The sequence below is a fragment of the Desulfurobacteriaceae bacterium genome (assembly GCA_039832905.1).
GTDB lineage: Bacteria > Aquificota > Aquificia > Desulfurobacteriales > Desulfurobacteriaceae > Desulfurobacterium.
The window spans coordinates 1-20,941 of the sequence record JBDOLX010000051.1 but is presented as its reverse complement, the minus strand read 5'-3'; the positions used below and the strand labels follow the sequence as shown (position 1 = coordinate 20,941).

Below are 20,941 nucleotides of genomic sequence, written 5' to 3'. Positions count from 1 at the left end.
GTGAATATAAACTTTTTAGCTGGGGTTTTAATACTTGCCCTTACAGGAGCTTTCTTGCCAGTAATTAATAGGATATTTAAGATTTCTGGAATTTTAGGATCTATCATCTCAAGTGTTGGTTATATACTGGCCGGTTTCTTGATTTGCCTATCCCAAGACAGTGGAAAAATCCTTGTGGAATTTTTCACTACAGACGCAGTTTCAAGGTTCATCGGATTTTTAATACTTATTGCTTCTTGGATGACAATGCTGGTCATCTATTGGGTTCTGCAAAAGAATAGATTCGTAAATGAACTTATTGCCTCCCTTCTTATTTCAACTGCAGGAGCTCTTCTGTTAATTTCAAGTACCAACTTTGTTTCACTAATTATTGCCATGGAACTTATGGCTATGCCTACGTATCTAATGGTTCTCTTTTCTTTTGATGACAAATCTTTAGAAGCTGGAGTTAAGTACTTTTTCAGTAGTGCTTTGGCAATAGGTGTAATGCTTTTTGGAGTTTCCCTACTTTATGCAATTACAGGAAGCTTTAACTTTGAGGTACTAGCAAACAACTTGTTTAAGGATCCTTTAATACTTTTAGCAGCTATTTTTATTTTAGCAGGTTTTGGATTTAAGCTTACTGTTTTTCCTTTCCATTTTTGGGGACCGGATGTTTACGATGGAGCTTGCCCTGGAGTGGTAGCTCTTCTTACAGGTATATCAAAGAGTGCAGCTTTTATAGCTCTTATGAGAGTTATTTATGAAGCTCTTCCAGCAATTTCTAACAATTTGACTTTTATCTTTGCGCTTCTTGCAGCTATTACGATGACGGTTGGTAACCTCTTAGCCCTTGCTCAGAAAAGGGTTTCAAGAATTTTAGCTTACTCCTCAGTTGCCCATACAGGCTATACACTTATAGCCTTTGCTGCTTTATCTGTTCCTCTAAGTGTAACGGGTATTGTCTATCACTCAGTAGCTTACATTTTCATGAAAACAGCAGCTTTCTTGTGTTTTGCTGTTTTTCTTTACGTTTGGGGTGCAAGGACAATGGATGACTACAAAGGACTTGGGAAAAGGGAACCCATTTTGGCAGCTTTGTTTTTAATATTTCTCCTTTCTTTAGCAGGTGTCCCTCCAATGGCAGGGTTTATCAGTAAAGTTTTTGTATTTGCTGCAGCAGTCGATGCCGGAATGGTTTGGCTTGCACTGATTGGTCTTTTAAATAGTGCTTTCTCTGTTGCTTACTATATATGGATTGCTAAACAGATGTATTTAGAGGAACCTACTTTGAAAGAACCAATAAATAATCTTTCATCTAAGAAATTTATAGTAATCCCCTTATCTATAATGGCTGTTATATTGATTGTTCTTGGTATCTTCATAAATCCAGTCCTTGATGTGTCCCGTGATTTTCTCCTGAAAGTAGGGTTATAATTCCCTTACGAAAAAAACAATAAGGAGAAAAAGTGGACGTCTACGTAAGAGACCTCCTGAGTTTACCGGTAGGAACCGAGTTCCAAGGATATTACGTGGTAGAACATGTTGAAATTAAAAGACACAGAACGGGAGAACCTTACTTAAGGGTAGTTCTATCAGACAAAACAGGAGCTTTAACTGCCCTTTGGTGGAAACCTCCAAAAGATGCAGACCTTACAGTTTTCAAGAAGGGAGATGTTGTTTTTGTTTCAGGACATGTTGAAATATTTCAAGGAAACGTTCAACCAAAACTTAAAGAAGTTAGAATAGCCGAGTCTGGAGAATTTAATTCGAAAAAGTTTATATCCGAAAGCCGCTTTGATATAGATGAACAGTTTGAAAAGCTTTTGGAGATTATAGAAAGTATTCAGAACCCATACCTAAAAAAGCTTTTAGAGAATTTCTTTTATGATAATGAGTTTGTTGAGAAGTTCTTAAAAACTCCGGCAGGGAAGACGATTCACCATGCCTGTATTGGTGGACTTTTGGAGCACACCTTGGGGGTAGTTGAAGTTTGTGAAACCGTTGCCAAAAGGTATAAAAGTATAGATAGAGACCTACTGATTTCTGCTGCAATCCTTCACGATGTTGGAAAAGTCTACGAATACGATGTTGATGTTTCTATTTTAAGGACAACTGAAGGAATTCTCCTTGGACATCTTTACATAAGCTGTGAACTTGTATCAAAAGCAATAGACAAAATAGAAGGCTTTCCAAAGGATTTAAAGGTAAAGCTTCTTCATTGTATTTTGGCCCACCACGGTGAGTATGAGCACGGTTCCCCGAAGAAACCAAAAACTCTTGAAGCCGTGACTTTAGCTTTTGCAGATGCTCTTGACTCAAGGGTTAAAGGATTTGAAGAACATATAGAAAGAGAACTTGGAGAAAGTAAGGGCTGGACAAGGAAACACTTTGCCTTTGAAGTTCCTATCTACTTTGACGGAGAATTTAACTACGACTAAAGGAGAAGTTTCATGGAGAAGAGAGGTCTTACCTACAAAGATTCAGGGGTGGATATAGAAGCTGGAGAGAAGCTTGTTGATTTGATTAAACCTTTTGCGAAAAAAACTTTTGATGAAAATGTTCTTGCTGGAATAGGTGGCTTTGGGGCTGGATACCTTATTCCACAAGGATTTAAAGAACCAGTTCTTGTTTCTGGAACAGATGGAGTCGGAACTAAGCTAAAAGTAGCACAGATGGCCGATGTTCATGATACGGTTGGTATAGACCTTGTTGCAATGTGCGTTAACGATATCCTTACGGTAGGGGCAAGACCTTTATTCTTTCTTGATTACTTTGCTACCGGGAAACTTTCTGTAGAAACAGCAGCAACTGTAATAAAAGGAATTGCCAAAGGATGTGAGATTGCTGGGTGTGCTTTAATAGGTGGTGAAACGGCAGAAATGCCAGATTTTTATGATGATGGAGAATATGACCTTGCAGGTTTTGTTGTTGGAATTGTTGATAAAGAAAAGTTCATAACAGGAGAAAAGGTAAAACCTGGAGATGTTATTTTAGGTCTTGCTTCAAGTGGTATTCACAGTAATGGTTATTCACTTGTTAGAAAACTTTTCTTTGAAATTTTGAAGCTAAAAGTGGATGGCTTTGTTGAGGAACTTAACGGGAAAGTTTACGAAGTTCTTTTAACTCCTACAAAGATTTATGTAAAACCGATTCTTAAACTCTTAGAAGAAGTTGAAGTTAAGGGAATTGCTCATATTACTGGAGGAGGAATACCTGGAAACTTAGTAAGAATTTTGCCAAAGAACGTTGATGCTGTAGTAAAGAAAGGAACGTGGAAAGTGCTACCTATCTTTAAGTTCATTCAGGAGAAGGGGAACGTAGAAGAGAATGAGATGTTTAAGACTTTCAATATGGGAATAGGTTTGTGTCTTGTCGTATCCAAGGAAAATGTTGACAAAGCCAAGGAGATTTTAGAAAGAGAAGGAGAAACCGTTTACGTTATAGGGGAGATAAGGGAAGGTTCTGGTAAGGTGGTAATTGTATGATGAATATTGCTGTTTTAGCTTCTGGAAGAGGAACGAACTTTGAAGCAATTGCAAAAGCATGTATTGACGGAAAGATAGATGCTAAAGTTGCTGTTCTTATAATTGATAGGAAAAACATAGAGGCTATAGATAGGGCTGAGAAACTAGGCATTAACTGGATATACGTAGACCCTTATAGTTTTCCTTCAAGGGAGGATTACGACAGAAAAGTTGTGTCTATATTGAAATATCTTGACGTGGAACTTGTATGTTTGGCTGGATACAAAAAGGTGGTTTCTAAAATTTTTGTTGATAATTTTCAAAATAAAATAATGAATATCCATCCTACTCTTTTACCTTCTTTTCCCGGGCTAAAACCTCACGAAAAGGCTTTAAAGTTTGGGGTAAAAGTTTCAGGGGCAACTGTCCATTTTGTAGATAATGGAGTAGATACTGGTCCTATAATAATTCAGGCGGCTGTTCCTGTTTCTCCCAATGACACTAAAGAAACCTTGTCGGAAAAAATACTAAGACTTGAACATAAAATCTATCCACAAGCCGTTAAGTGGTTTGTTGACGGTAGAATAGAGATTCAGGGTAGAAAAGTTATCGTAAAAGATGCTGATTACACAAAACTACCAGTAGTTCCTGCTTTAGAGGATTTTTGATGGAAGTTTTAGAACTTCGAAATGGTCTAAAGGTAATTTTTAGTCAGCTAAAAGGGGTAAATATTTTGGCATGTAGCGTTTTTGTTCCAAGAGGAAGTGCTTTTGAACCGGTAGAAAAAGCAGGAATAACTTCTCTTTCCTTGAAAACTGCTTTTAAGAGGAGTTTAAAAAGAAACACACTGGAATTTTCTAAGATACAGGAAGTTTACGGAACACCTTTTGTTCCTGATGTTTCTAACGATTACCTAAATGTAAGGTTTCAGATTGTTCCTGAAGGGTTGGATAAATATTTAGAGCTTTTTAAGGAAGTTTTAGAAGCTCCTGGCTTTGTGGAAGATAGTTTTTCCGTTGAGAAAGAAACTCTTTTAGCAGCAATTAGGTCGAGGAAGGAAAATCCTTTTGCCCTTGCTTTTGAAAGGATGACCTTTTTGACCTATGGAGGAACACCTTACGAAGCTTTAGCGTATGGAACAGAAGAAAGTGTAAAAAACATAAACCTTGAAGATGTTAAAAGTTGGTTTAAAAATCTTTTTTTACTAAAGGGGACTGTCTTTTCGTTTAGTGGAAAACTAAACAAAAAGGAAAAAGAAAAAATAGTTGAATTTTTAGAGAACTTGGAGACAAAGGAGAAAAAGGAAAGTTTGAACTTTGAAAAAAAGATAGAGTCTAACCGAGAGGTTACTGTAAAGAGGGAAGGTTCACATCAAAGCTTTATTATGATTGCTGTTAATGCTCCGTCAGTTTTTGGTAAAGATTATGCTGCCTATAAACTCTTAAATACTTTGCTTGGAGAAGGTATAGGGTCTGTTCTTTTTCAAGAGCTAAGGGAGAAAAGAGGGTTTGCATACTCGACAGGTTCTCTTTTTCCATCAAGAAAGTGTGCAGGAAGACTTTTCTTCTATATTGGAACTTCAAAAGAAAAGGAAGAGGAGGTCAAAAAAGCTCTAATAGAATTAAAAGAAAACCTTGTAAAGTTTATAACTCCTGAGAGTGTGAAGAGAGCGAAAGAGTTTTTTAAAGGTAACTTTGGACTTGACCACGAAACGAGAATGAAAAAATCTTGGTATCTTGGTTTCTGGGAAGTAATGGGTAAAAAAGCTTCTTTTGATAAGGAAATTCTTGAACTTATAGATTCGGTTTCTGTGTCTAAACTAAAGGAAGTAGCAGAAAGAATAGCATCTGAACCTTACCACATGGTGGTTGTAAAGGATGGGTAAACTTTTTCTAGTAAGTGCTTGTCTTGTTGGAATTAACTGTAAGTATAACGGTAAGAATAATGAGTGTGATATTTTGGTAAAAGCTTTTAAAGAAGGAAAGGTTATACCTGTATGTCCTGAACAGCTTGGAGGACTACCAACACCAAGACCTCCAGCAAAAATCTTTGGTAAGGATGGAAGAAGTGTTTTGAAGGGAGAGGGAAAAGTTTTTACAGTTGTTGGAGAAAGATTGGATGTAACAGAGAATTTTCTAAGAGGAGCAAAAGAGACATTGAAGTTGGCAAAACTTTTGAAAGGAAAGATTAAAGCGTGTATACTAAAAGAAAAAAGTCCTTCTTGTGGTGTAAAAAAAATTTATAGATTCGAGGAAGATTCTTTAAAAGAGGGAATGGGAGTTACTGCTGCCCTCTTAGAAAAAGAAGGGTTTAAAATTATGAGCTCAGAAGATATCGAGCTTATAAAAAAAATGTTAAGGGAGTACTAAATGAGCAGGTTGCCACAGCTACAGATCAAAAACTTAAAGTCCAAATATCCAATCATTCAAGGCGGGATGGGATCAAAAGTCTCCCTTCATAAACTTGCTGCTGCTGTTGCGAATGCGGGAGGTATTGGAGTAATTTCTGCAGTTCTTCTTCACGAAAAGGATAGGTCAAAGCCAAAGAAAACCACCTGTAAAGGAATAGAAGTAGAAAAACTAGGTTTAAAGCCTTATCACTATGCTTGGGAACTTGCAGAGGAGATAAGGAAAGCAAAAGAGCTCGCTCCAAATGGAATTATTGGCGTTAACATTATGTACGCTCTTACCCACTTTTACGAACTCTTGATGACAGCTATTGATGCAGGAGCAGATGTAATTATTCAAGGAGCAGGTTTTGGGAAAGATGTTTTTAAGATCTGTAATCTTTTTGATGTTCCACTTATTGAAATAGTTGCTACTCCAAAAGGAGCAGTCCTTTCAGAAAGGCTTGGAGCAGCAGCAATAATCGTTGAAAGTGGAGAAGCCGGTGGTCATCTTGGAACTATGGATAACTTGTGGAAAGTTTTACCGGATATTGTTAAAGCTGTTAAAAACATTCCTGTAATAGCTGCAGGTGGCATATTTGATGGGAAGGACATGGCTAAAGCTTTTGAAATGGGGGCTAAGGGTGTTCAACTAGCAACAAGATTTATTGCTACCTATGAATGTGATGTAGCACAAGGATTTAAGGATTACATAATACAGGCAAAACCAGAAGATTCTATTTACATAAAAAGTCCCGTTGGCATGCCAGCCCATGCAGTAAGAAATCCATTTACAGAAAGATTGGAAAAAGAAGGAAGAATTCCTCATGGTTGTCCTTACAATTGTTTAAAAACCTGTGTAGGTCCTGATTCTATTTACTGCATAGCAGAAGCTCTTTTAAAATCTGCAGCAGGAGACGTTGTAGATGGACTTGTATTCTCTGGTAGCAACGTTGGAAAAGTTAACAGGATGTATCACGTTGATGAACTTATAAATGAACTTGTAACTGAATGTGAGGAGGAACTAGGGGTGAAAAATTTAGACTTTGGGGGGAATTGATGAAAAAGTTATTGATAATTCCCTTATCTTTCTTAATTGTTGGTTGTTCTCAGGATACGGGACTATTAAAAGCTCAGATAGCAGAGCTCAAAAAAGAGATAGATGTTCTCAAGGTACAAGCGAATATGAACGAGAAAAAGATATCTTCCGTAGAGGAAAGGGTAGCAAAACTTGAAGACAAGGTAGCAAAAGATGAACAGGAAACTTTTGAATTAAAGAGGAAAGTAGATAGTTTGTCCACAGAGTTGGAAGAGGTAAAGAATGTAGTATCTACAATAACTGTTTCTCCTTTGGTAACACTTAAGCCTACGGTAACTACTACTACAACTGAGGAAGTTTCAGAACCACGAGAAGTTGTTCAAGTTTCAGATAAGGATCTTTACAAGCAAGCTTTTAACGCGATGGAGTCGGGAGATTTAGAAACTGCTAAACAAATCTTTGACCGTCTTGTTAAGGAGTACCCTGATAGTCCGTTGGCAGATAATGCCCTTTACTGGATAGGGGAAATCTACTATTCCCATAACGACTATGAAACGGCAGCTAGTTACTTTAAACAGGTTATAGATAGGTACCCTGATGCAAACAAAGTTCCTGCTGCTCTTTTGAAACTTGCCCTTTGCTATAAAGGATTAGGTGAAATAGAAAAAGCTAAAGAAACTCTTCAGGAAGTTATAGATAAATATCCAAATACTCCAGAAGCTGGAATAGCAAAAGCTAAACTTATGGAAATGGAGAAATAGGATGAATATAGATGAAAGAGCTATAAAAGGATTAGCATACAGGGGAGTTGATCTTTGGATTAACTTAGAAATTTCTAAGTACCGTCCAGACAGTAATTATGATCAGATAAACAGTTTCTTAAGGCAAAGGTTTAAGGCGGAGAATCTAAACCCTTTACTTTTAACCTTAGGACTTCTTGAAATGGCTTTAATAGAAGATGCTTTAAAGAACAAGCATTACCTTTCAGAAGAAGAAAGGGAGAAGATAATACAGGAGATTGTAGAGAGTTTGGCAGAAAACTATCCTAAGATAGTGGATGAAATGGTAAAAATTCTTGAAGATATCGGTGGTAAAATAAAAGAGTTTAAGCATCTTGCTGATAAGTATAAAAAGGGAGGAGAATAGATGTCTAAAAGAGTAAAGTTAGCAATAGTTGGGGTTGGAAACTGTGCAAGTTCCTTAGTACAGGGGATTTATTACTATCAAGGAAAAAAAGAAGAAGAAATTGCAGGTTTAATGCATTACGATATTGGTGGTTATAAACCTTGGGATATAGAGGTTGTTGCAGCGTTTGATATAGATGCGAGAAAAGTAGGTAAAGATGTGAGTGAAGCTATCTTTGAAAAACCTAACTGCACGACTGTTTTCTGTAAGGACGTTCCTAAGATGGGTGTTGAAGTTCAGATGGGACCTATTATGGATGGTTTTGCTGAGCATATGCTTGATTATCCGGAAGACCAACGATTTGTTCCTGCAGATAAAGAACCTGTTGATGTTGTAAAAGTTTTAAAGGAAAGTGGAGCAGAGGTTGTCGTTAACTATCTACCGGTAGGTTCAGAGGAAGCTACAAGGTTTTACGCACAGTGTGCCCTTGAAGCCGGTTGTGCTTTTGTGAACTGTATTCCCGTTTTTATAGCATCTGACGAAGAGTGGGCTAGAAAGTTTAAAGAAAAAGGAATACCAATTGTAGGAGATGACATAAAATCTCAGGTTGGAGCTACAATTACTCACAGAGTCCTTGCCACCTTAATGAGTGATAGAGGAGTTCCAATAGATAGGACTTATCAGTTGAACTTTGGAGGGAACACTGATTTCCTAAACATGCTTGAAAGGAAAAGATTAAAGACAAAGAAAGTATCAAAGACAGAAGCTGTAAGATCCTTAATTCCGTACGAGATAGAGGATAACAATATTCATATTGGACCAAGTGATTACGTTCCTTGGCTTAAAGATAACAAGATTGCATACATAAGGCTTGAAGGAAGACTGTTTGGTGATGTTCCTATGTACATAGAGTTAAAACTTTCTGTTGAAGATTCTCCAAACAGTGCTGGCTCTGCTATAGATGCTATAAGATGTGCAAAACTTGCCCTTGATAGGGGTATAGGTGGACCTCTCTACTCAATTTCTGCTTACACTATGAAACATCCACCAATTCAATATCCTGATTGGAAGGCGAAAGAGCTCGTTGAGAAGTTTATTAAAGGAGAAATAGAAAGATAAGGAAGGAGGAATTCTCTTTTCCTCCTCTTTCTTCTTCACAATTTTTTAAAACTCTAGTGTTTGACCGCTTGTTCGTGTTATCTTCATAGGTTTGTTTTCTTCATCTACTAAAACCACAATTGGAGAAAAGTCTTTTAATTCCTCCTCATCAACTTCACAGTAGGAAACAATTATTACTTTATCCCCTTTTTGTACCTTTCTTGCTGCAGCCCCGTTAAGACATATTTCTCCACTTCCAGGTTCGCCTGGTATCACGTATGTAGAAAACCTTTCGCCGTTTGTGATGTTATAAATATCAACTTTCTCGTAAGGAAGAATATCTGATAGCTTTAAAAGTTCTGAGTCTATTGTAATACTACCTTCATAGTTAAGGTCGGCACCTGTTACAGTAGCTCTATGGATTTTTGATTTAAACATAATCCTTTTCATCGCCGTACCTCTTTTGAAATTTGTCAAGGGTAAATATAGTTTAAAAATTGAAGTTTTGCTTGGAGGGAGGAAATGGTTAGATATCCGGCGGCAGCAGGACAGTTCTATCCAGGAACAAAGGATGAACTTTTAATGTATTTAGATTCCTTTTGCCGAAAAGATACCTTGAGGGTTAAGGCAAAGGCAATTGTTGTTCCTCATGCAGGGTACATTTTCTCTGGAAAAGTTGCAGGGGAAACTTATAGTAGAGTGGAAATTCCTCCTTTAAACGTTATCATGGGACCAAATCATACAGGACTGGGGGATCCAGTTTCTGTATATCCTGGAGGTTTCTGGTTAACGCCCTTAGGTGAAGTTCCGGTAAATGAAGAAATAACCTCTTATCTATCAGAAAACAATCCCTTTTCAATTAATACCGATGCTCACATATACGAGCATTCCTTAGAGGTTCAAGTTCCCTTTTTACAATACTGTTCAAACTTTCGTGAAGACTTATCCATTGTTCCTATAGTTTATCAGTATATCTCTTTTGAGGACTGTTTAGTAGCTGGAGAAGTCCTTGCAAAAGCCGTTAAGAATAGGGATGCTTTAATAGTTATAAGTACAGACTTTTCACATTATGTCTCTCAAGAGGAGGCAAAAGAAAAGGATTCTTTAGCTATAGAAGCAATCTTGGAGCTTAATGAGAAAGAGCTTTACAGTAGAGTTTTAAACTACAACATTTCTATGTGTGGAGTTATTCCTGCAACAGTTGGAATTATTGCTGCTAAGCTTCTCGGGGCAAAAAGTGCAGAGCTTGTTATGTATAGAACTTCTGGAGATGTAAATGGTGATTACTCCCAAGTAGTAGGTTATGCTGGCATAATCATATATTAATTATGATACAATTCACTATAAATTCTGAGGAGGGAAATTTAGCGTGACGGATTGCGAGAGGGTAGCTGAGATACTAAAAGCTCTTGGACATCCTACAAGAGTTAAGATTGTTAAGTATCTTTCTGACGGCGAAAAGTGTGTAAAGGAAATTTGGCAGAAGCTTGGAATTCCCCAACCAACAGTCTCTCAGCATATTAATATCTTGAAAAACGCAGGAATTATTTCTTTCAGAAAGGATGGAGTAAAAACTTGTTATAAAGTGGAAAATCCTAGGGTTGTAGAAATAATCAAACTTTTATCAGAGGAGGGTTAGTATGGCTCAAGAAATTAAATCTATGGAAGAGTTTGAAAGGGAAGTTTTGGCTTCTGATGTGCCAGTTCTTGTAGATTTTTGGGCACCTTGGTGTGGACCTTGTAGAATGCTTGCTCCAACGATTGATGAACTTGCTGAGGAGTATGCAGGGAAGATAAAAGTTTTTAAAGTAAACACAGATGAACTTCCAATGCTTGCTATGCAGTACGGTATTAGAGGAATTCCAACAGTTATGCTCTTTGTAAACGGAGATGTGGCTGACGTTAAGGTAGGACTTCAACCAAAAGCTGTTTTTGAAAGTATGATTGAGAGAGTTTTAGGGGAGTAATCAATGAAAGTTTGGGATGTTATTATTGTTGGGGCTGGTCCTGCAGGACTGGCTGCCGGCATTTATGCCGGTCGTTCACAGCTTGAGACCTTGATACTTGATCAGATGATGCCAGGAGGGCAACTTCTTATTACAGAAGCGATAGAAAACTATCCAGGTTTTCTTGATGGTATTACAGGTTTTGAACTTTCTGAGAAATTTAAAGCACATGCTGAAAAGTTTGGAGCTGTTATAGAAAGTGGAAAAGTAGTCTCAGGTGTAGAGGTTGAAGGGGATCTTTTTGTCATTAAAACAGAAAGTGAAGAAATTAAAGGTAAAACGTTAATCTGGGCTGCTGGTTCTACTCCAAGGAAATTAAACGTTAAAGGTGAAAATGAGTTTATCGGAAGAGGTGTTTCCTACTGTGCAGTTTGCGATGGAGCTTTCTTTAAGGACAGGATAGTGGCTGTTGTTGGTGGTGGAGATTCTGCTCTTGAAGAAGCTTTGTACCTAACAAAGTTTGCTAAAAAGGTTTACCTCATCCACAGAAGAGATAAGTTTAGAGCTGTAAAAATTATTCAGGATAGAGTAAAGAATAACGAGAAAATAGAACCAGTTCTTAATAAAGTGGTGGTTTCCATCAACGGTACGCAGTTTGTTGAATCTCTTACACTACAGGACACTCAAACTCAAGAACTCTCTGAGTTAAAAGTTGACGGAGTATTTATCTTTATTGGTAATGAGCCTAACGTTGCGCCTGTTGCTCACCTTGTTGATACGACAGATCAGGGCTTCATTATTACTGATGAAGAAATGAAAACAAAAACCCCAGGACTATTTGCTGCTGGAGATGTAAGACATAAACCTTTAAAGCAGGTCGTAACAGCTGCTGCTGATGGAGCTGTTGCTGCAATGTCTGCTACAAAATACCTTGAGGAAAAGGAAGGATAAGATGAGGAAACTCCTAGCTGCTGCTTTAATTTTTTCTCTCGTTTCTTTTATTGGATGTGGAAAAGAGAAAGCTCAGGGTCCTCAGAAAGTAGCTGAGAGTTCTTCAAATGAAACAGTAGGGTTAAAAGCTCACGACTTTTCTTTTAAAAGTGTAGATGGGAAAAATATTAAACTTTCAGACTTTAAAGGGAAAGTTGTAATATTGCAGTTTTTCGGTACCTTCTGTGATCCTTGTAAAGCAGAGATGCCTTTCCTTGAGAATCTTTACAAGAAGTACAATGGAAAAATAGAAGTTATAGGTTTGTGTGTTGATTATATTGGGAAGTCTCCATCTGAACTTAAAAGTTTTGTGAAGGAAATGAAAATATCCTATCCGGTTGTTATTCCTGATGAAAATACTTGGTATCAATACGCCTACATTACAGAAACCGATGCAATTCCTCAAACTTTCATTATAGATAAGGAAGGTTATATTAGATACTTTAACGTTGGATATACTCCTCAATACGATTACCTTTTTGAAAAAGCAGTTGAGGAACTTTTAAGCGAGAAGTGATGAGGATAAGGAAAGTAAAGCTTTATAAAACTGTCTATGTTCCAGAAGACTTACCTCAAACCCCGTATAGGGAAGTTGCTTTTGTCGGTAGGTCAAACGTTGGTAAGTCTTCTCTTTTGAACACTCTCGCAAACAATTTTAAACTTGCCAAAGTCAGCTCTGAACCAGGAAAGACTCGTTCCATAAACTTCTTTCTTGTTAATGATAAGTTTTTTATGGTTGACTTACCTGGATACGGCTTTGCGAAAGTCCCTTTAAAAGAGCAAAAGAGGTGGAGAGAGTTAATAGAAACGTATCTCAAGAGTAGGGATACTCTGAAAGGTATCTTTCTTCTTGTTGATAGTAGGATAGGACCTACAGAGAAAGATATGCAAATGAAGGACTGGTTAGATTTTTATGGTATTCCTTACGTAGTAGTTGCTACCAAAGTGGATAAGTTAAAAACTTCAGAAAGGCAGAAACTTAAAAAGAGAATAGAAGAAGGATTTAAGGATGAAAGCCTTAAAATAATTCCTTTCTCGGCAAAAACTAGAGAAGGAAGGATAGAACTTCTCAAGGAGATAGATAACTTCTTAAAAGCTTAAACTATGATAGAGGAGTTAAGACTTTTTTCCTTTGGTGGTATTTCGGCAGAACTTCTATTCTCAAAAGGTCTTAACGTTATAATTGGAGAAACTGGAGCAGGAAAGTCCTTGCTCCTTTCCTCTATAAATTTTCTTAAAGGAGAGAAAGCAAAATTTGCAACTGATGGGACTTTCGTTGAAGCTGTATTTAGGCTAGGCGATGAGGAAGTCTTTATAAGAAGAGAAATGAAAGGGGGACGTTCAAGGTATTTCCTAAACGGCATGAGAGTCCCTCAAAAAATTGTAGAGGAAAAAATTTCAGAGCTTTTGGCTTTTCAGTCCCAAAGACAATCAATAGAACTTTTGAAACCTTCATATCAGCTTGAGCTTCTTGACTTTTTTTCTGGAACTAAAGGGTTACTTGAAGAGTATAAAAAACTTTATTCTGAATATCAGAAGAAAAAGGAAGAACTTGAAAAACTGATGCTGGAAGAACAGTCAAAGAATAGGGAAATTGACATTCTACGTTTTCAAGTCGAAGAAATAGAAGCAGTAAATTTTTCTCCAGAAGAAGAAGAAGAACTTTTAAAGCTAAAGGAACTGGTTTCTAACGCTGAGAAAATAAAGGCGTTTAAGGAGTTTGCAAAAGTTTCTCTCTATGAGGGAGAGTTTTCTGTCCTTGAAAGGCTTGGGGCTTTGATAAGGGAGCTTGAACGTTTAGAACATAGAGAAGACCTTTTAGAGAAGCTGAATAATATCTACTATGAAATAGAAAGCGTTTACACTGAAATAGAAGAAGGTTTTCAAGTTCCAGAAGAGGAAATTTCTTTAGAGGAAATTGAAAGCCGACTTTACGAGATAGAAAAGCTTAAGAGAAAGTAGGGCAGTTCTTATGAAGATATACAAAAGTTTTTGCTAGAAGCTAAAAAAAGACTAGAAACTTTGGAAAATCTTGACTTTGAAATAGAAAAATTAAAAAGAGAAAAGAAAATATTAGAAAAGAAACTTGAAAAGCTTGCTTTAGAGATTTCGGATCGTAGAAAGAAAGGGGCCGAGAAACTAAAAGAATATCTAGCTTTCTCCTTTTCTCAGCTTGGAATGGACTCTGCAAGGTTTGAAATAGAGTTTTCAAAACTGGAAGACTTCAGCCCTACTGGCATAGATTCCGTTCTATTTCTCTTTTCTGGAAATCCAAAGCTTCCTCTTTCACCTTTAGATAAATCTATTTCAGGAGGTGAATTTTCAAGGTTTCTTCTCTCTGTTTTAAGCTTGATTGGAGAAAATAAGAGAACAACTATCTTTGATGAGATAGATACCGGTATGTCTGGGAAAGTTCTTTCAATGGTTGCTAAAAAATTGAAAGAAATCTCTAAAAGACTTCAAGTAGTTGCTGTAAGCCATTCTCCACAAGTTGTAGCAGTAGCCGATAAAGTCTTCAAAGTAGAAAAAGAAAAGACTGGGATAGTGAATGTAAAGGAGATTTGCAAAGATGAAATTGAAAAAGAAATTGCTATAATGATTTCTGGGAAGGTTACTGAAGGAAGTTTAAGTGCAGCTAAAGATTTACTAAGGGCATGGGAGGAGTGATGGGACACGGAATGGAAAGTGGCCACGAAACAGTGGGAGGACTGTTACAAGCCTTAAACATTCACCTAACACAAACTCAGCTTGCTGAACTTTCCATCTTACTATTTGTAGCCACTTACGCGATGATACTTCTTGAGAAGTTCTTTCACAGGACTATTGCTGCTTTGGTTGGAGCATCATTAGTCTTGGTAATAGGAGTAATTACTCCAGAAAAAGCTTGGGAAGCTATTGACCAGAATACTATTTTGCTCCTTTTTGGAATGATGAACATAGTTACAGTTATGGGTAAAAGTGGTTTCTTCCACATTGTAGCTGCAAAAGCTGTAAAGATTACGAAAGGTTCTCCAACAAAGGTTCTTTGGGTGTTTTCTCTTTTAACCGCTGTTTTCTCTGCATTCCTTGATAACGTTACAACGGTTTTATTCATGGCACCTGTAATGATTAACATTGCTGAAAAGTTAAGACTCAATCCTATTCCTTACCTAATCGCTATAGTTCTTGCTTCAAACACTGGTGGTACTGCAACTTTGATTGGAGATCCACCAAACATCATAATTGGAAGTATTGCAGGTAAAACCTTTAATGACTTCTTAATAGAAGTAGCACCTTACGCTACGATTGCCTTTATACTTGGTCTTATTGTTATGCACTTTATGATGGCTAAAGGAGGATTTTTAGAAGCAAAGGCCTCTCCTGAGGAACTTAAAGAGATCTTATCTGGTAAAGTTGATGAGTCTTTGCTTGATAGAAAATTAATGAAGAAATCTGTTGGAATTTTTGTAATAACAATTCTTCTATTTATTGTTGGACATAATTTGGGATTGGAACCAGGAGTAATTGCTCTATTTATGGCTACGATTTTGGCTCTAATCAGTGGTCTATCGCCCGCTTGGATACTTGAAAAAGTTGAGTGGACTACTCTCATATTCTTTATGGGGCTCTTTATGGTTGTTGGGGCTTTAGAAGTTAATGGAGTGTTTGAAACAGCAGCCAATTGGTTGATTAAAGAGATTGGCGATAATATCCATCAAGGGATTCTAATTGTAGGGTTCTCATCAGCTATTATTTCTGGATTTGTAGATAATATTCCATTTACTATGTCTATGGCTTACGTTCTAAAGGGTATGGAAACCCAAATGGGAAATGTAATGGATCCACTGTGGTGGTCGTTAGCTCTTGGAGCGTGTCTCGGTGGAAACCTCACAATTATTGGAGCTTCTGCTAACATCGTTACTGCTGATATTGCAGAAAGAAACGGGTACAAAATAGACTTCTTCAGATTTATGAAATATGGAACACCGGTTGCAGTAGTTACAGTTGTTGTTGCTTTACTTTTATTCTACGTGGAACATACCCTATTTGGAGGTATCTAGAAAATGAAGCTAATTGAAAGAGTTTTTGAAGGTTTTTTATGGCGAACGAGACTAATGGTTCTCTTTGCAGTAATATTTTCTCTCCTTGCAGCATTATCTCTTTTCATAGTTGCTTCTTTTGAGATATTGGAACCTGTAGAACACCTTTTCCATAATAATTTCCACATTTCAGCAGAAGATCATAAGAAACTTGTTGGATCAATCATAGGAGCCGTTGACCTTTACCTCATAGCAACCGTTTTAATAATTTTCTCTTTAGGTCTATATGAACTTTTCGTAAGTAAAATAGATGAAGCTGAAAATGATGAAAGATCTTCAAAACTTCTTGCAATTCACACTCTTGATGATCTAAAGGAAAAGCTTGCAAAAGTTGTTTTAATGGTTCTCATTGTTACTTTCTTTAAGTATGCTATACACATAAAGTACGATACTCCAGTTGAAACCTTATACTTAGCTGCAGGAGTTTTAATGCTTGCTTTAGCACTCTACTTTAGCCACAAGCATCACTGAACTTTAAGGGATAAGGTATGCCGGAAGAAAAAGAACAAAAGCAAGAGAAGGAAAAACGGAAGACGGAAAGAATTACAGGTGCTCAGAAGGCTGCTATACTGGTTTTGACTTTGCCGGAGGATGTAGCAGTTAACGTTGTTAAGAATTTAAAAGAACATGAACTTAACAAATTGGCAAAAACAATTTTGACTTTAGGAACCATAAAGAAAGATATGGTTCAGCTTGTTTTAAAAGAGGCTTATCAAGAGCTTGTTGAAATTGCTCCTTTGAGAACTGCTCCTGAAGAGCTTAAGAGACTTCTTGAGAAAGCTCTTCCACCTGAGAAGCTTCAAAAGCTCCTTGAAGAAACCATAATGACTGAATCTGGTAAAGAGATATTTAATGAACTTCAAAAAATGGACGCAAAGTTCATTGCTAAACTTATAGAGAAAGAACACCCCCAAATAATAGCGATAATACTCTCTCAACTAAAACCTATGAAAGCTGCAGAGGTGGTCCAGTACTTACCAAAAAGACTTGGAGTTACAAACGTAAGAGAGGAAGTTATAAAAAGACTTGCAATGCTTGAAAAGGTTTCCATTAAAACTCTCAAAATTGTTACTGATGCATTAGAAGAGGAACTTGCTTCTGTTGGAGCTGGCAAGGAGCAAACTCTAAGTGGTATAGACATAGCTGCTGAAATTGTTAACAACCTTCCTAAAGAAGTTGCCCAAGAACTTCTGGACGATGTAAGAAAAGAAAATCCATCTCTTGCAGATGCAATTGAAGAGAGGATGTTTAAATTTGAAGACATTATCAAGCTTGATAACAGAGCTATTATTGAAATTCTCAAAGCGGTTGATAAGAATGACCTTATTCTTGCCCTTAAAGGAGCACCTGAAGAAATTCTTAATAAGTTCCTCTCAAATATGTCTAAACGTGCATCACAGATGTTTTTAGAGGATTTAGAAGCTCTTGGTCCTGTGAAAAAATCGGACGTAGAGAAAGCAAGGAAAAGAGTTATTGCTATAATTAAAAAGCTTGCAGAAGAAGGAAAAATAGAGTTAGGTGGTTCTGAGGAATTTGTTTAATCTAGCTGGAGGATAGGTGGCAGAAGAGTTCCTCTCACAAGAAGAAATAGACGCTCTTTTGGGGGATAGTTCTCCTGGTGAGAAAGAGAAAAAGTCGGAAGTAGGACCTTTTGACTTTTCTCAGCTTGAACATATAAAGAAAGGTGGTGTTCCTGGTTTAGAGCTTCTTCTTGAAAGATGGGTGAAGATATTTGGAGAAGAGGTAAGGAGACTTGTTCCTCAGGTAAGTATGATTTCGAAGGAATCGGTTTATATCACCCGTTTCAACAATTTTATGGTAAAGATTCCCATGCCTGCCAGTTATAGTATCGTTTCCATGAAACCTCTAAAAGATAACTTTCTTTTTGTTCTGGATTCACGTCTTGTTTTTGTTGTAATAAGCGTAATTTTTGGTGGTCCTGCTCAACCCTTTAAGATAGAAGGTAGAGAATTTACAAAGCTGGAAATGAGAGTAATCCAGGATTTAGTGGATATTTCTCTATCAACGTTTGAAAGGGTTTGGCAGGATGCATTTCCTGTAGAACTAGAGCTTCGCTCAATAGAGTTAAACCCTGCTCTTGCTAGGATTGTTTCAGGAAATGAAAAAGTTATTGTTGTTGAGTGTTCTATGGATATAGATGGATATGAAGCTCCTTTCTTTTTCTGTTTTCCGCAGGGACTATTTATGCCTATCAAAGAACTTATCTTTTCCGAAAACATGTTTGCAGAGAAAGATCCAGTTTGGGAAAGTCACCTTGAAAAGAAACTTTTAAAGACAAAACTTCGTTTATCTTTGGAGCTTGCTAAAAAAAGGGTAAAGCTAGGAGAAGTTTTAGAGTGGAAAGTTGGTGATACTATTATGCTTAACGTTTCTAAGGGAGATTTGCTATCCTTTTATGTAGAGGATAAACCTAAGTTTATAGCCAAGTTAGGTAAACTCAAGGAGAAATTCGCTGCACTTATAGTTGACTACGTAAACGGGGAAAGTAATGGCGGAAGAGGAAAAGAACCAGAATCAGGATCAGAATCAAGATCAGGAAGCTCTAGCGAAGGAGTGGGAAGAAGCTCTTAAGGAGCAACAAGAACAGGGACAAGAACAGGAAGGTGATTCTTCCCAAGAAGACATTATGAGTGCCTGGGAAGAGGCACTTAAACAGCAAGAAGGACAAGGAGCTGGAGATTCAGATAAGGTTAGCGACAGTGATAGTAGCGACACAGAAACCGAGGGAGATGAAAAGTTAAAACTCCTGAGAGATATTCCGTTAGAGATAAGTGTGGAAATAGGAAGCACAAGCTTGACCTTAGAAGAGATTTTGAAACTCCATCCAAATAGTATAGTTGAACTTGATAGGTATATCCAAGAACCGGTAGATATAAAAATTAATGGTAAACTGGTAGCAAAGGGAGAGTTGTACACAGTAAAGGAGAACTATGGTATAAAGATAGTACAGATAATAACTCCAGAAGAAAGAATAAAACTCTTAGAGGAAGAGTAATGGCTTTAACTGTTCAAGCTCTCTACGTCCTTGCAGCGGGGGGTAAAAGGGCGATAGAACAACTTGATGTTATTACTAACAACATTGCAAACGTTAATACTCCAGGTTTTAAAAAGATTTTTGAAGAAGAGATGTCTCAGCATATTCCAGAAAATAAAGGAGATGCCAATAATCTTTTGATTTTTCCGAGGTTTAAAACTACTCACGTTATATTAGAACAGGGGAGTCTTAGAAAAACGGATAATCCTTTGGATTTAGCTTTAAAAGGTGAAGGCTTCTTTACAGTAAAAGTGAAAGATAAAGAGGTTTATACACGAAATGGGCATTTTTTTATTGACTCTAAGGGAAGGCTTGTCGATTCCAAAGGAAATCCTGTACTTGATATAACTGATAAAGAAATAGTTTTAGATCCAGAAGAGTCTGTTTATGTCTCAAAAGACGGTACTGTATATCAAGGGAATAGAAAAGTAGCAGTTTTAAAAATAGTTAACTTTAACTCTGTAAAGCCTGTTGGGGACAGCTACTACGAGTCTTCAGAAGATCCTCAACCTTCTGTTGCAGATGTTCTGCAAGGATATTTAGAATCTTCAAATGTAGATCCTGTTAAAGAGATGGTTGAACTAATAAACGCCCAAAGAAGGTTTGAGATGTATGGAACCCTTATAAGAGGACTTGACGAACTTAACACCAAGAGCAATGAGATAGGAAAGGTTTAGGGGGATGTTATGTTAAGAGCTTTATGGACTTCAGCTACGGGAATGGAAGCTCAGCAGACCAATCTTGATGTTATTTCTAACAATATTGCAAACGTTAACACAGTAGGTTTTAAAAAGTCTAGAGCTAACTTTGAAGACCTAATTTACCAAGATATTAGAGATCCTGGTGTAATGAGTTCAGAGGAGAATAGGGTTCCATCAGGAATTCAAATAGGTCTTGGTGTAAAGGTATCTGACGTTAGTAAAATATTTACTCAGGGAAGCCTCATAAAGACAGATAAGCCTTTAGATGTTGCGATTCAGGGAGCAGGATTCTTTAAGGTAGAACTTCCTGGTGGAGGAGAAGCTTACACAAGAGCAGGAAACTTTCAGCTTAACGAAGAAGGTTTTATAGTTACCCCGGAAGGTTATAAGCTTTCTCCAAATATACAGATAGCAGCTCCTGAAACTGTTGTAAACATTTCAATAAGTCCTAATGGAGAGGTTTACGTTGTTAGGAACACAGGAGGAGAACAGACAACTGAAGAAGCTGGAACGATAAAGCTTTATAGATTTATAAATCCCGCAGGACTAAAGGCTATTGGTGGAAATCTCCTTGTAAAAACTGAAGCTTCCGGTGATCCGATAGAAGGGGATCCTAATACCGACGGATTTGGAAAGCTTACACAAGGTTTTCTTGAGGCTTCAAACGTGAATATTGTAGAGGAAATGGTTAACCTAATCGTTGCCCAAAGAGCTTATGAAATTAACTCTAAGGGAATAATAACAGCAGATGAAATGCTTAGAACTGTTGCAACGCTTAAGTCTTAAGCTTTTACTTTTTTTTGTATTTTTTTTTACAAATTCTTTTGGAGCTACGATTTTTGTAAAGCCAGAAGCAAATATTGAAAGTGAAAGAATTACTCTAAAAGACGTAGCAGTCATTAAAGGAACACAAGTAGAAAAGTTAGTTCTTTCTGATATCAACATTTTACCTGCGCCTTCTCCCTGTAAGGAGCGGGTTTTACCTGCCTCTTTATTGAAGGAAAAGGTTCTTGAGTTTTTAAAAGACAATAAGATATCTCTAAATATTCTTGTGAAAGGTTCTCCTTTTGTAAAAG

27 protein-coding genes are annotated in these 20,941 nt (G+C 37.1%); 26 read left to right on the top strand and 1 reads right to left on the bottom strand.

Going from position 1 to position 20,941, the window contains the following annotated elements; all coding sequences use genetic code 11:
- Genes ABGX27_03765 through ABGX27_03720 form a run of 10 tightly spaced genes read left to right on the top strand, consistent with a single transcriptional unit; the run spans window position 1 to window position 9,115 of the window.
- A complete protein-coding gene (locus ABGX27_03765; GenBank protein MEO2068608.1) occupies window positions 1–1,416 on the top strand; it encodes an NADH-quinone oxidoreductase subunit N in 1,416 nt (471 codons plus the stop codon).
- A 32-nt stretch (window positions 1,417–1,448) separates the two neighbouring features.
- The gene (locus ABGX27_03760) at window positions 1,449–2,420 is read left to right on the top strand and encodes an HD domain-containing protein (GenBank protein ID MEO2068607.1); all 972 of its coding nucleotides are present in this window, start codon (window positions 1,449–1,451) and stop codon (window positions 2,418–2,420) included.
- 12 nt (window positions 2,421–2,432) lie between these two features.
- Complete coding sequence (purM, locus tag ABGX27_03755; GenBank protein ID MEO2068606.1) at window positions 2,433–3,467, top strand: phosphoribosylformylglycinamidine cyclo-ligase; 1,035 nt, start codon at window positions 2,433–2,435, stop codon at window positions 3,465–3,467.
- Window positions 3,464–4,114, top strand: a complete 651-nt coding sequence (gene purN / locus ABGX27_03750) for a phosphoribosylglycinamide formyltransferase (GenBank protein ID MEO2068605.1) — start codon at window positions 3,464–3,466, stop codon at window positions 4,112–4,114. Before purM ends, purN begins: the two co-directional genes overlap by 4 nt.
- Window positions 4,114–5,331, top strand: coding sequence for a pitrilysin family protein (locus ABGX27_03745; protein MEO2068604.1), 1,218 nt, complete (start codon window positions 4,114–4,116; stop codon window positions 5,329–5,331). Before purN ends, ABGX27_03745 begins: the two co-directional genes overlap by 1 nt.
- The gene (locus ABGX27_03740; GenBank protein MEO2068603.1) at window positions 5,324–5,815 is read left to right on the top strand and encodes a DUF523 domain-containing protein; all 492 of its coding nucleotides are present in this window, start codon (window positions 5,324–5,326) and stop codon (window positions 5,813–5,815) included. Before ABGX27_03745 ends, ABGX27_03740 begins: the two co-directional genes overlap by 8 nt.
- Window positions 5,816–6,892 carry a nitronate monooxygenase family protein gene (locus tag ABGX27_03735; GenBank protein ID MEO2068602.1) on the top strand — a complete coding sequence of 359 codons (1,077 nt, stop codon included), beginning with the start codon at window positions 5,816–5,818 and terminating at the stop codon, window positions 6,890–6,892.
- Window positions 6,892–7,632, top strand: coding sequence for a tol-pal system protein YbgF (ybgF, locus tag ABGX27_03730; protein MEO2068601.1), 741 nt, complete (start codon window positions 6,892–6,894; stop codon window positions 7,630–7,632). The genes ABGX27_03735 and ybgF overlap by 1 nt, the downstream gene beginning before the upstream one ends.
- 1 nt (window position 7,633) lies before the next feature.
- Window positions 7,634–8,017: a hypothetical protein gene (locus tag ABGX27_03725; GenBank protein ID MEO2068600.1), complete on the top strand. Its 384-nt coding sequence runs from the start codon at window positions 7,634–7,636 to the stop codon at window positions 8,015–8,017.
- A complete protein-coding gene (locus ABGX27_03720; GenBank protein ID MEO2068599.1) occupies window positions 8,018–9,115 on the top strand; it encodes an inositol-3-phosphate synthase in 1,098 nt (365 codons plus the stop codon).
- Window positions 9,116–9,160: 45 nt separating this feature from the next.
- On the opposite strand, the gene panD is transcribed toward ABGX27_03720, so the two are convergent.
- The gene (gene panD, locus ABGX27_03715; GenBank protein ID MEO2068598.1) at window positions 9,161–9,544 is read right to left on the bottom strand and encodes an aspartate 1-decarboxylase; all 384 of its coding nucleotides are present in this window, start codon (window positions 9,542–9,544) and stop codon (window positions 9,161–9,163) included.
- A 72-nt stretch (window positions 9,545–9,616) separates the two neighbouring features.
- On the opposite strand from panD, the gene amrB reads away from it, so the two are divergent.
- The 16 genes from amrB to ABGX27_03635 all read left to right on the top strand — a co-directional run.
- Window positions 9,617–10,420, top strand: coding sequence for an AmmeMemoRadiSam system protein B (gene amrB / locus ABGX27_03710; protein MEO2068597.1), 804 nt, complete (start codon window positions 9,617–9,619; stop codon window positions 10,418–10,420).
- Window positions 10,421–10,463: 43 nt separating this feature from the next.
- The gene (locus ABGX27_03705) at window positions 10,464–10,733 is read left to right on the top strand and encodes a metalloregulator ArsR/SmtB family transcription factor (GenBank protein MEO2068596.1); all 270 of its coding nucleotides are present in this window, start codon (window positions 10,464–10,466) and stop codon (window positions 10,731–10,733) included.
- Between the two features lies 1 nt (window position 10,734).
- Window positions 10,735–11,061 (top strand): thioredoxin, encoded by a 327-nt coding sequence (gene trxA, locus ABGX27_03700; GenBank protein ID MEO2068595.1) that lies wholly within the window; start codon window positions 10,735–10,737, stop codon window positions 11,059–11,061.
- A 3-nt stretch (window positions 11,062–11,064) separates the two neighbouring features.
- On the top strand, window positions 11,065–11,991 hold the full coding sequence (gene trxB, locus ABGX27_03695; GenBank protein MEO2068594.1) for a thioredoxin-disulfide reductase: 927 nt from the start codon (window positions 11,065–11,067) through the stop codon (window positions 11,989–11,991).
- 1 nt (window position 11,992) lies between these two features.
- Window positions 11,993–12,547: a TlpA disulfide reductase family protein gene (locus ABGX27_03690; protein MEO2068593.1), complete on the top strand. Its 555-nt coding sequence runs from the start codon at window positions 11,993–11,995 to the stop codon at window positions 12,545–12,547.
- A complete protein-coding gene (gene yihA, locus ABGX27_03685; GenBank protein MEO2068592.1) occupies window positions 12,547–13,131 on the top strand; it encodes a ribosome biogenesis GTP-binding protein YihA/YsxC in 585 nt (194 codons plus the stop codon). Before ABGX27_03690 ends, yihA begins: the two co-directional genes overlap by 1 nt.
- 3 nt (window positions 13,132–13,134) lie before the next feature.
- Window positions 13,135–13,992 carry an AAA family ATPase gene (locus ABGX27_03680; protein MEO2068591.1) on the top strand — a complete coding sequence of 286 codons (858 nt, stop codon included), beginning with the start codon at window positions 13,135–13,137 and terminating at the stop codon, window positions 13,990–13,992.
- A 30-nt stretch (window positions 13,993–14,022) separates the two neighbouring features.
- Window positions 14,023–14,697 carry a hypothetical protein gene (locus ABGX27_03675; protein ID MEO2068590.1) on the top strand — a complete coding sequence of 225 codons (675 nt, stop codon included), beginning with the start codon at window positions 14,023–14,025 and terminating at the stop codon, window positions 14,695–14,697.
- Window positions 14,697–16,070 carry an ArsB/NhaD family transporter gene (locus tag ABGX27_03670; GenBank protein ID MEO2068589.1) on the top strand — a complete coding sequence of 458 codons (1,374 nt, stop codon included), beginning with the start codon at window positions 14,697–14,699 and terminating at the stop codon, window positions 16,068–16,070. Before ABGX27_03675 ends, ABGX27_03670 begins: the two co-directional genes overlap by 1 nt.
- Before the next feature lie 3 nt (window positions 16,071–16,073).
- Complete coding sequence (locus ABGX27_03665) at window positions 16,074–16,580, top strand: YqhA family protein (GenBank protein ID MEO2068588.1); 507 nt, start codon at window positions 16,074–16,076, stop codon at window positions 16,578–16,580.
- Window positions 16,581–16,597: 17 nt separating this feature from the next.
- Window positions 16,598–17,650 (top strand): flagellar motor switch protein FliG, encoded by a 1,053-nt coding sequence (gene fliG, locus ABGX27_03660; GenBank protein ID MEO2068587.1) that lies wholly within the window; start codon window positions 16,598–16,600, stop codon window positions 17,648–17,650.
- Window positions 17,651–17,666: 16 nt separating this feature from the next.
- A complete protein-coding gene (gene fliM, locus ABGX27_03655) occupies window positions 17,667–18,701 on the top strand; it encodes a flagellar motor switch protein FliM (GenBank protein MEO2068586.1) in 1,035 nt (344 codons plus the stop codon).
- On the top strand, window positions 18,619–19,125 hold the full coding sequence (gene fliN, locus ABGX27_03650) for a flagellar motor switch protein FliN (GenBank protein ID MEO2068585.1): 507 nt from the start codon (window positions 18,619–18,621) through the stop codon (window positions 19,123–19,125). The genes fliM and fliN overlap by 83 nt, the downstream gene beginning before the upstream one ends.
- The gene (locus tag ABGX27_03645) at window positions 19,125–19,841 is read left to right on the top strand and encodes a flagellar hook basal-body protein (protein MEO2068584.1); all 717 of its coding nucleotides are present in this window, start codon (window positions 19,125–19,127) and stop codon (window positions 19,839–19,841) included. The genes fliN and ABGX27_03645 overlap by 1 nt, the downstream gene beginning before the upstream one ends.
- Before the next feature lie 9 nt (window positions 19,842–19,850).
- Window positions 19,851–20,651 (top strand): flagellar basal-body rod protein FlgG, encoded by an 801-nt coding sequence (flgG, locus tag ABGX27_03640; GenBank protein ID MEO2068583.1) that lies wholly within the window; start codon window positions 19,851–19,853, stop codon window positions 20,649–20,651.
- On the top strand, window positions 20,614–20,941 hold a 328-nt coding region (locus ABGX27_03635; GenBank protein ID MEO2068582.1), incomplete at its 3' end, for a hypothetical protein. The genes flgG and ABGX27_03635, both read left to right, overlap by 38 nt.